General features: G+C 72.7%; 7 protein-coding genes. 2 read left to right on the forward strand and 5 right to left on the reverse strand.

From position 1 onward, the window contains the following. Positions 1 to 22: 22 nt before the first annotated feature. Positions 23 to 1,399, reverse strand: a complete 1,377-nt coding sequence (locus BL253_RS22335; protein WP_076819070.1) for an NADP-dependent succinic semialdehyde dehydrogenase — start codon at positions 1,397 to 1,399, stop codon at positions 23 to 25. Positions 1,400 to 1,905: 506 nt separating this feature from the next. On the opposite strand from BL253_RS22335, the gene BL253_RS42390 reads away from it, so the two are divergent. After that, positions 1,906 to 2,079, forward strand: a complete 174-nt coding sequence (locus BL253_RS42390) for a hypothetical protein (protein ID WP_158230398.1) — start codon at positions 1,906 to 1,908, stop codon at positions 2,077 to 2,079. A 72-nt stretch (positions 2,080 to 2,151) separates the two neighbouring features. Here BL253_RS42390 and BL253_RS22345 read toward each other — a convergent pair whose 3' ends face one another. The 3 genes from BL253_RS22345 to BL253_RS22355 form a co-directional block, all read right to left on the reverse strand. After that, positions 2,152 to 2,841 carry a histidine phosphatase family protein gene (locus BL253_RS22345; RefSeq protein ID WP_076819072.1) on the reverse strand — a complete coding sequence of 230 codons (690 nt, stop codon included), beginning with the start codon at positions 2,839 to 2,841 and terminating at the stop codon, positions 2,152 to 2,154. 119 nt (positions 2,842 to 2,960) lie between these two features. Beyond that, positions 2,961 to 4,184 carry a radical SAM/SPASM domain-containing protein gene (locus tag BL253_RS22350; protein ID WP_076819073.1) on the reverse strand — a complete coding sequence of 408 codons (1,224 nt, stop codon included), beginning with the start codon at positions 4,182 to 4,184 and terminating at the stop codon, positions 2,961 to 2,963. Beyond that, the gene (locus BL253_RS22355; RefSeq protein WP_076819074.1) at positions 4,181 to 4,558 is read right to left on the reverse strand and encodes a hypothetical protein; all 378 of its coding nucleotides are present in this window, start codon (positions 4,556 to 4,558) and stop codon (positions 4,181 to 4,183) included. The genes BL253_RS22350 and BL253_RS22355 overlap by 4 nt, the downstream gene beginning before the upstream one ends. A 164-nt stretch (positions 4,559 to 4,722) precedes the next feature. On the opposite strand from BL253_RS22355, the gene BL253_RS22360 reads away from it, so the two are divergent. Further along, positions 4,723 to 5,586, forward strand: coding sequence for an acyl-CoA thioesterase (locus tag BL253_RS22360; RefSeq protein WP_076819097.1), 864 nt, complete (start codon positions 4,723 to 4,725; stop codon positions 5,584 to 5,586). Between the two features lie 42 nt (positions 5,587 to 5,628). Here BL253_RS22360 and BL253_RS22365 read toward each other — a convergent pair whose 3' ends face one another. After that, positions 5,629 to 6,507, reverse strand: a complete 879-nt coding sequence (locus tag BL253_RS22365; RefSeq protein ID WP_076819075.1) for an enoyl-CoA hydratase/isomerase family protein — start codon at positions 6,505 to 6,507, stop codon at positions 5,629 to 5,631. Positions 6,508 to 6,681: the final 174 nt, after the last annotated feature.

Raw genomic sequence — 6,681 nt, forward strand, 5'->3', positions numbered from 1 at the left:
CCTGGGTCGGCGGAGCCTCGGGTCAGCCCACCCAGACGGACTTCTGGTTGCAGAACTCCCGGATCCCGACGGCGCCGAGTTCCCGCCCGTACCCGGACCTCTTCACCCCGCCGAACGGGAGCTCCGGGTAGGAGGTCGTCATGCCGTTGATGAAGACGGCGCCGGCGGCCAGCTCGTCGGCGAACCGGTCCTGCTCGGCCGGGTCGTTGGTCCAGGCGTTCGAGCCGAGCCCGAAGGACGTGGCGTTGGCGATCTCCAGGGCCGCGTCGATGTCCGGCACCCGGTAGAGGGTGGCCAGCGGGCCGAAGGCCTCCTCCAGGTGCAGCCGCATGGTCGGGGTGACGTCGGCGACGACGGTCGGCGGGAAGAACCAGCCCGGGCCCTTCGGCGACGTGCCGCCGCACAGCACGGTCGCGCCCTTGGCGACGCCGTCGGCCAGCAGCTCCTCCAGGTCGACGCGGCCCTGCTCGGTGGCGATCGGCCCGATGTCGGTGCCGTCGGCCATCGGGTCGCCGACCGTCAGCGCGGCCATCTTCTCGGCGAACAGCCGGGCGAACTCGTCGTAGACGGCGTCGTGGATGATGAACCGCTTGGCGGCGATGCAGGACTGGCCGTTGTTCTGGCACCGGGCGGTCACGGCGACCGTGGCGGCCCGCTCCAGGTCGGCCGACGGCATGACGACGAAGGGGTCGCTCCCGCCGAGCTCCAGCACCGTCTTCTTGATCTCGTCGCCGCAGATCGACGCGACCGACTGGCCGGCGGGCTCGCTCCCGGTGACCGCGGCCCCGGCGACCCGCGGGTCGCGCAGCACCCCCTCCACCTGGCGGGCGCCGATCAGCAGGGTCTGGAAGGCGCCCGCCGGGAAGCCGCCCCGCGCGAACAGGTCCTCCAGGTAGAGCGCGCACTGCGGCACGTTGGAGGCGTGCTTGAGCAGGCCGACGTTGCCGGCCATCAGCGCGGGCGCGGCGAACCGCGTGACCTGCCACAGCGGGAAGTTCCACGGCATCACGGCGAGCACGACGCCGATCGGCTGGTAGCGGGCGTACGCCCGGCTCGCGCCGATGGCGGACGGGTCGCCGAGCGGCTCGTCGGCGAGGAACGCCTCGGCGTGCTCGGCGTAGAAGCGCATGCCCTTCGCGCACTTGGCGGCCTCGGCCCTGGCGGAGGCGAGCGTCTTGCCCATCTCGGCCGTCATCGTCACGGCGATGTCGTCCAGTTCGGCGTCGAGCAGGTCCGCCGCGGCGTGCATCAGGCCGGCGCGCTCGGCGAAGGTCGTGCGCCGGTAGCTAGCGAACGTCGCGGCCGCCCGGGCCAGCCTGGCCTCGATCTCGCCGTCACCCAGCGGGTCGAACSTCTTCAGGACGGCGCCGGTCGCGGGGTTGATGCTCTGGATCGCCATGCCGCTCACTCCTCGAAGGCCCGGGTGGGGCGTCCACTACTGGGTGCTGATCCGGACGGGCCTGACGCTCAGGCCACGCTGGCGCGTCCGGCCGAGCTCATCCGGGATCACGTTCCATCGTCGAACGCGGTGTGGTCCGCGGCCACCGCGCGGCCCAGGCCCGCGGCCGACGCGAGCGAGCCGTCCTCCCGGCGGAACGTAGCAGCATGAGCGAACGCTCGCTACCAGATCGAGCCAGGATCTGGCCTTCTCCATGCCTGTTMTGTCCTTCGTGGCGGCCTGAATCGGTTCGGAGGTGAGTGAGTGTGCACTTGTATGCGGCTCGACCTCCGTGGTGCGAGTGAGATCAGTTGTCCGGTCACCTGCGGCTGCCTACCCGAGCGCAACCACACGACACGTCCAGTTTCGCGCTGCGGGWCCAGATCGAACAGTCGACGGCCTCCGTGGCGGATCATCCCCGCGGACGGCGCGGACGGCTCCAGGCCGGCGAGTCGCATGGCGCCACCGTGGGGGCGGGCGGGCGGTTCTCCGTCTTCTTCCCCAACCCCCAGCTGCCCGACAACGCGTACGTCGAGGTGCGGTGCGACATAGGCGCGAAGCAGACCCACCCGCACACCACTTTCAACATGTACCGGCCGGGTGGCGGGCACACGCTTGTGGTGAATCTGACGGTGGCCTGACGATCCCGCCGCTGGCGACGCGCCGCGCGTCCGCGGCGCGTCGCCAGCGGCGCGTGCGCCGGTACCGTGTGCCTACCCGGTACCGCTGATCTCGGCGATGGCCTCGCCGACAGGCTCGCCGGTGACGTCGTGCGCGGCGACGTCCGGGGGAGTGACGCCGCCCAGGGGCTTGTCCTGCCACCGCGTGAGGTTCCAGCCGGTGTTGACGCCGCCGTCGAGGACGACCATTCCGGTGTTCGGCAACAGCCATTCGTCGGCGGACCCGACCGCGCCGACGCGGATGGCGACCCAGGTCCGGATGGCGGCGCCGTGGCTTATGACCACGACCGTGTCGCCGGCGGTGTGCGCCGCCGCGATGTTCGCGATGGCGTTGTCATACCGGGCGACGAACGCGTGGCCGTTCTCCCCGCCCGGCATTGTGACGTCGAGGTCGCCGTGGATCCACGCGCCGACGGTCTCGAGGTACGTCGTGATGGATTCCTTGTCGGTGCGCAGCTCGAGGTCGCCCGCGACGATCTCCTCGAGTCCCTCCTCGATGTGGACCGTGAGGCCGCGGGCCGCGGCGAGAGGAGCCGCCGTGAGGTGGGTGCGGACCAGGACAGAGGCGTAGATCGCCGAGATCGGGTCATCACGGAGCGCATCCGGGATCGCCTGTGCCTGCGCCTGCCCGAGGGGGGTCAGCCCGGCTCCCGGGCGACCGGTGTCGAGGGCGCCGATGACGTTGTACGGGGTCTGGCCGTGGCGGATCAACAGTAGGCGCATCGTCGCCGAGTTTAACGTCCGATATTCGATCAAGTGTTCGTCGGTCGGCCGGGACGGGACGGTTCGAGCGAGATGGTCCGAGCCCGCCAGCTGTCCCGACCACCCGCCAGCTGTCCCGACTAGTTGTCCCAGGCCGGCGGCCAGAGGATGTCCTCGGCGGTGAGACGGGGACGTTCTTCGGCCGGCCACCCAGCGGTGAGATCCTCCCGCACGATCTCGAAGAGGCCGTGGTCGAAGGGGACGCCTGGAGCGCGAGCGATCTGGACCAGCCGTTCGCGGGTACCCGCCCGCTGGTGGGTGAGTGCCCGGTGGTGGCAGTAGGGATTGTTGCCGGCCCGGCCGAAGAAGGTGTGCGCCGTCCAGGTGCAGCCGCCCCGGCACACGTCGGCGTACTCGCAGGACCGGCAGAATCCCCAGGTGCCCTCGGCGGACGCGGCGGTTCCGGCGGCCATGTTGATGGCCAGCGCCGGGGCGTCCCGCAGCAGGTCGGCCAGCCGCCGCTCGCGGATGTCGCCGGCCGCGTAGTCCTCGGTCGGCAGCGATGGGCAGCCCTTGATCGTGCCGTCCGCCTCGATGCCGAGCGTCGTCAGCCCGGCCTGGCACCCCGTCCAGAAGGCGGTGCCGCCCGGCGAGCGCAGCAGCCGCTCGTAGGGGCCGTAGTACCCGATGTTGTTCCCGGCGTGGATGCCGATGCCGTCCGCCGCGGCTCGGCGCGCCACCCGGGCGAGCATCGGGAAGACGTCGAGGAGCTCGACCGGCTGGAGCAGGATCTCCGAACGGTCGGCCGCGTTGCCCATCGGGACGGTCAGCTGCCACTGCCAGGCGACGATCCCGGCGGCGCGCAGCGCGAGGTACAGCCCGGGTAGCTCCGGCGCCGTGAGCCGGTTGATCTGCGTGTTGCACGTCGCGGCGATGCCGGCGTCGCGCAGGCGTCGCATCGTGACGAAGCAGGAGTCCCACGAGCCGGCGCGCCCACGGAGCCGGTCGTGTGTGTCCGTCATCCCGTCGACCGACACGGAGCACTGCTCGACCCCGGCCGCCCGCAGTCCCCGGGCCATCGCGGCGCTCATGCGGTAGCCGCCGGTGGTCAGGGTGCAGGCCATGCCCAGGCGGGTGATCTCGGCGGCGATCGTCAGCCAGTCCCGCCGCAGGAACGCCTCACCGCCGATGAGCGTCACCTCGTCGACGCCCGCCTCCTTGAGCTGGGCGACGAGGTCGAGGGCCTGCGCCGTGGTGAGCTCGGCCTGCCGCGCCTGGCCCGCCCGGGAACCGCAGTGCCCGCAGGCCAGGTTGCACGCGAGCGTCAGCTCCCAGACCGCGTACGTGCGGCGCGACGCGGTCATCGACGCAGCAGCCGGTCCAGCAGGCGCCGCCAGCCCGAGGCGCGTTCCGGCGGAGGCGGACGGAAGTCATGACCGGCCCACGGCGGCGGTCCGCCGTAGACCGGTGCCGGAGGCGGAGGCAGCGGTGCCGGAGGCGGAGGCAGCGGTGGCGGTCCGCCGTAGACCGGTGCGGGCGGCGGCGGTGGTCCGCCGAGCCAGACGGGTGACGGCGGGCCCGAGGGGAACGAGCCGGTGGCGGGACGGATCGTGGCGTCGGGGTCGGCGTCCTCCTCCGCGCCGAGCCGTCGCGCGATCGCCTCGTCCCGCTCGCGGCTGGTCTGCTCCTCGCGGCTGGGTCCGCGCGGCAGGCGCGGATCTGGTGACTCCTCAGGCATCGGCTGGCCGCGGCCTTCCTCTCACGTGTAAGGCGAATGGTGGCATCGTCGCGGATGCGACGGGTGCGGCGCGCGGGTTCGGCGGGCGAGGCTGACGACCTGGTCACAGCCGCCGGACGTCCGGATATTGGATGCTAACGTCAGGCGCCGTGGCCGATGTGACGATGGATGATGAGAGCCTCGTCGACGCCGAGGACGCCGGCCTGGCCGCGGCCGCCGAGGCGGAGCGGGCCGCCGACCGGCGGTGGCTCGGGCTCGAGGTGCTCGACGTCGGCGTCGGCGCTGGCGGTGTCGCCACGACGCGCGCGAGCGTCGTGATGGCCGAGCGTCATCTCACCCAGCTGCGGCGCCTGTACGGCGGCGCCGGGCTTTCGCTGGTCAGCGCGCTCATCGAGGCGGCGACCGGGCGGCCCCTGCGGTGGGCGACGACGCAGTTCGTCAGCACGGCGAGGCGCGGCGAGCGAATGGACCTGGTGGCCGAGGTGCTCGCCGCCGGCCGCCGAACGTCGCAGGTCCGCGTCACCGGCTCCGTGGACGGGCGGGTCGTGCTCGCCGGGCTCGGCGCGGCCAGCGACGTCAATCCCGCCATCCCGAACGGAACCGTCCCGGCCATGCCCGTCGTGCCGGCGCCTGAGGAGTGCCGGCCGACCCGGCTGCCGATCTCGCCGGACGTGCCACCCGGGTTCTTCGCGATGGTCGAGATGCGTGAGTTCGGCGAGGGGCCGCGGCTGCGTTTCTGGATGCGTTTCTCCGGCCGTCCGGTGACCCGTCCCGCGATGCTCCCGCTGGTGGCCGACTCGGTCCCGACCATGGTGATGGCCGCCCTCGGCCACCGGGGTTCCGGGTCGAGCCTCGACAACACGATCCGGATCGGCTCGGCGCCCGCCAGCGAGTGGGTGCTCGTCGACGGCACCCCCGAGCAGGCGGCCGGTGGCTACGGCTACGGTTCGGCGCGCCTGTGGGCCCCGGACGGCTCGCTGGCGGGCGTGGGAAGCCAGACGGCCGCTCTCTGGTTCCCCCGCGACTGAGCCGCGCCCGCCCGCGAGCTGGCAGCGGCCGTTGCAGGGGGGTCAGCGGCCGGTGTAGCTGGGCGGGCGGCGGGTGGTGAAGGCGGCGAGGCCCTCGCGGAAGTCCGCGGTGCGGGAGCTGAGTTCCAGCGCCAGCGACTCGTTCTCCAGGGCCTGGGCGAAGCTGTTCTCCAGGTTCCGGTTGAGGGAGCGCTTCGCGAGGCCGATGGCGACGGTCGGGCCGGTCGCGAGCTGTTCGATGACGGTGGCGGCCGTGGCGTCCAGTTCGTCGGCGGGGGCGCTGGCGTGGATCAGGCCCCAGTCGGCCGCCTCGGCGCCGGTGAGCCTGCGGCCGAGCAGGAGCAGGTCGCGGGCCCGGGCGAGGCCGACCAGGCGGGGCAGCAGCCAGGTCGCTCCGCTGTCGGGGGTGAAGCCGCGCTGCAGGAACGGCTCCCAGAACCGCGCGTCCTCGGCGGCGACGGTGACGTCGGCGGCCAGTGCGAGCTGGAAGCCGAGGCCGGCGGCCCAGCCGCGCACGACGCAGACGACCGGTAGCTGGATCTCCATGAGCAGCTGCACAAGGCGGTGTGCCTGGACCGGGGTGCGCCGCTGCACGCTGCCCGGCCGCGGTCTGGGCTTCGAGGTCGTCCCATCGGCCTTGTCCCCGGCCCTGCCGCCGGTGTTGGACGACACCCAGTCGGCGCCCGAGCAGAAGTGGCCGCCCGCGCCCTCGAGCACGACCACCCGCAGCGTGTCGTCCGTCGACGCCGCCGCCAGGGTGGAGACGAGCGCGCCGACGGCGGCCACATCGAGGGCGTTGCGGCGTTCCGGCCGGTTGAGCACGATCCGCAGCACGCCGTCGCGCACGGCCGTCTCGACGGACCCCGCCGCGCCCGCACCCTCGGCTGTCTCGGCCGCCTCGGCTGCTTCACTGGTAGACATCTAGATGTTTGCCCTCTGGGACGTGGCCGGGACGGGCCGGGCCGACGGCCCGCGTAGACGCGGGCCGACGTCACATTACGGCTCGGGGATCTCGAAGTGTTCGTCGCGTAGTTGGAAGGCGCGTTTGACGCCGTGGCGGGCGCGTTCTTTGACGAAGTTGTATTCGCCGTCCTC

The organism is Pseudofrankia asymbiotica (assembly GCF_001983105.1).
In the GTDB taxonomy this organism is placed as follows: domain Bacteria; phylum Actinomycetota; class Actinomycetes; order Frankiales; family Frankiaceae; genus Pseudofrankia; species Pseudofrankia asymbiotica.

What these genes read in the sequence shown, in the direction of transcription:
- BL253_RS22360 (WP_076819097.1), top strand. Translation starts at nt 4,723, where the DNA reads ATGGATGATGAGAGCCTCGTCGACGCCGAGGACGCCGGCCTGGCCGCG.
- BL253_RS22365 (WP_076819075.1), bottom strand. Translation starts at nt 6,507, where the DNA reads ATGTCTACCAGTGAAGCAGCCGAGGCGGCCGAGACAGCCGAGGGTGCG.
- BL253_RS22350 (WP_076819073.1), bottom strand. Translation starts at nt 4,184, where the DNA reads ATGACCGCGTCGCGCCGCACGTACGCGGTCTGGGAGCTGACGCTCGCG.
- BL253_RS22345 (WP_076819072.1), bottom strand. Translation starts at nt 2,841, where the DNA reads ATGCGCCTACTGTTGATCCGCCACGGCCAGACCCCGTACAACGTCATC.
- BL253_RS22355 (WP_076819074.1), bottom strand. Translation starts at nt 4,558, where the DNA reads ATGCCTGAGGAGTCACCAGATCCGCGCCTGCCGCGCGGACCCAGCCGC.